We start from the raw sequence: 2,797 nt of genomic DNA, 5'->3' as shown, positions 1-2,797 counted from the left end.
TGTTGACTGAGGAACAGGTAATAGGCAACAGGTAACAGATTTAGCTTTACGATTCCCGATTCCCGATTCCCGATTCCCGATTCCCGATTCCCGATTCCCGATTCCCGATTCCCGATTCCCGATTCCCGATTCCCGATTCCCGATTCCCGATTCCCGATTCCCGATTCCCGATTCCCGATTCCCTGTAATAGCACCATAGCAATTGCTTTAGGTAATACCCTCAGGGTGATGACCGTGACTTCCGTGCTATAAGTTGGATAAACTAATAGCTCGTAACCATTCAGCGCTCAGCCCCTCAGCAGTCAGCTTTGGAAGGGTTAAGTTCTATTGCTCTGATCTGAATGTGAGCTTTTCCAGGCTTAGATACCTGTCTAATTGTCTCATTAAATAAAAAAATACACTAAAAAATACACCATTAAAACTTTTACGCAAAGATTATGAAGCATAATTAAAAACAGGGATAAATAATGAAGAAAATGTTAAGAAAATGTTAAATTAAGCTGAAGTGATGATCTGATCTTAAGTTGTGATCAAATGGCGCAGATCGACCTAGGCGTTTCCTGTCCATGGAATACTGTCAAGAAAAACGTTTTGAAACTTTCATGAACTTATGGCTATGAGGCGGTGGATGAACCTTCCTGTAGTGGTATCAATTTAATTGTAGTTAAGAATATAATTTATATTTAATGAGTAAAGTATTGTATTATACTGAAATGTTGAGCTGATTTGTTAAGTGAACAACATAATTATTATCTTGGCTGAAGTCAGCCTGGTCATCGTAGTTTTCTGTCTAGTCAACTGGCTGGTGAGTAGACTATTCAAGCAACTGATCAGGGTTGCTTGGTTCCAAAAGGTGAACAGCAATGCTAGAAACCTCCGCCGGAACCTCCAGGCGCTGATCGTTATCTGTTGTATAGCGCTATGCCTTGTAATTGTTGGTGGCAACAGTTGGCTGATCTATCGGGGGAAAGACCTCAAGGAATACACACTCGGGTTAGTCAGTAATATTCCCAAAGGATTCTGGATAACCCTTGGCACTGGGTTAGGCAAATGCATCTGCCTTCTGATGCTAGTTGCCTTCGCCATAAAACCCTTGCAGCGTTTGCTCAACTATGGCTGTGTTCGGGCAAAGAAACTAGAACAAATCACTGCTAGTGATGAAAGCATTGAGGATTTCTTTAGTTACTTAACCAAAATCCTCACCAGTGGACTCTGGCTGCTTTCCCTAATCTGGTGTAGCCAGTTTCTGAAAGTGCCAGAATCCACAGCTAAGTATCTGTACGTTCTTCTGAACATCTATCTGATTATTGGAATCGGGTTGCTCATTCTGAGATCCATTGTGGTCATTATCGATAGCATAGACACCCTGACTGTTCAATACTCTAGCCCTGAGAATATCCTGCGATTCTATAGCAATCTCAGGCATCTGATTCCTTTCTTTAAGCGGTGCCTAGAATATATAATCTATGTTAGCATTGCCACCCTGGTGGTTGAGCAGATAGAGATAATTGCTAACTTAGCCACCTATGGATCGAAAGCTGTCAAAATTATCGGTATCATCTTCCTGAGTCGCGGCTTGATCGTGATCGCCAATTTGTTCCTCCAAGAAGCACTGCTGAGGTACCCGAAGCTGACTGATGTGCAGCGAAAGAAGCGGTTAACGATTATTCCCGTACTAGAGAGTTTACTGAAGTACTTGATTTACTTTGGTTCGGGTATATTGATCCTCGATACCATAGAAATTGACGCCACCCCAATCCTAGCGGGTGCTGGCATTGTGGGGCTAGCAGTGGGTCTTGGGGCGCAGAATCTAATTAACGATATGGTTAGTGGATTCTTTATCCTCTTTGAAAACTACTACCTGGTAGGTGACTATATCCAGACAGGGGAAGCGGAGGGGATTGTGGAGGCGATTGAACTGAGAACCACCCGTATTCGACACGTCAATGGTCAAATGTATATTATTCGGAACGGGGATATTGGCTCAATTACCAACTACTCCAAGGATTATATCTATGCTGTAGTGGAAGTTGGCATAGAATATGATGCTGACCTCGATCAGGTGTACAGGGTGATTGAAAAGGTGGGACACCAGTTAAAAGAAAAGTATTCGGAGGTACTTGAACCGACCAAGGTGGATGGAATCGAGGACTTTGGGGATTTTGATCTGTCCATACGAACCATTACCAAAGTTAAACCAGGAAAGCACCACCAGATCAAGCTAGTGCTTCGTAAAATGATTAAGGATTTCTTTGACCAGGAGGGAATTGAATTAAACGCTCAGGATCCGGTGTTTATTTTGAAACAATAGGCTTGAAACAAGCTTAGCCTAGGCAATGGAGGTGAGATCGCACCAGTTGATTGGCCTTGGCCTTTGGGCCACGCTACGCGAATGGCCACGCTACAGTATCGGGCGGTTGAACAGAAATGCGACGCATTCCCCCACCTCGTTCAGGTGGGGGTCAAGGAGCAAGCTGGTCAGTCGTCATAACCCTGGTTTTCTATATATTGCTTCAGTACAGTAAGAGGAGCACCTCCACAGGATACAGCACTAAAACCTCTTTTCCAGAAAACTGGCCTCCAGTAATAGGGAGCCAATTCTTTTGCGTACCTTTTTCTAATTTCTCTACTGGTTACTGTCTTGAGGGTATTACAGAGTTTAGAAATTGATAAGCTGTTCGGCATTTAAATTGGTATAATAAAAATTAATAAATAACCCAATAATAGGAAATATGCCAGCAAAAAATTATCTGACACAAGAGCAAAAAACAATACTTCAAAAAGCCTTAAAAATAGA

The 2,797-nt window shown here is 42.7% G+C and carries 2 protein-coding genes and 1 pseudogene; 1 reads left to right on the top strand and 2 read right to left on the bottom strand.

Annotation, left to right across the window (positions count from 1 at the left end):
• Positions 1–197 (bottom strand): hypothetical protein (locus F6K37_RS37350; protein WP_287256055.1); only part of this gene is annotated, 197 nt, incomplete at its 3' end.
• 536 nt (positions 198–733) lie between these two features.
• Between F6K37_RS37350 and F6K37_RS37345 the strand changes: the two genes are divergently transcribed.
• Positions 734–2,311, top strand: a complete 1,578-nt coding sequence (locus tag F6K37_RS37345) for a mechanosensitive ion channel family protein (protein WP_008179367.1) — start codon at positions 734–736, stop codon at positions 2,309–2,311.
• Positions 2,312–2,478: 167 nt separating this feature from the next.
• Here the strand turns inward: F6K37_RS37345 and F6K37_RS37340 are convergent.
• Positions 2,479–2,673: pseudogene (locus F6K37_RS37340) on the bottom strand (transposase); the annotation flags it as partial.
• Positions 2,674–2,797: the final 124 nt, after the last annotated feature.

The organism is Moorena sp. SIO4E2, assembly GCF_010671945.1.
Classification (GTDB): Bacteria; Cyanobacteriota; Cyanobacteriia; order Cyanobacteriales; family Coleofasciculaceae; genus Moorena; species Moorena producens.
This window is presented reverse-complemented; position numbering and strand designations above follow the sequence as displayed.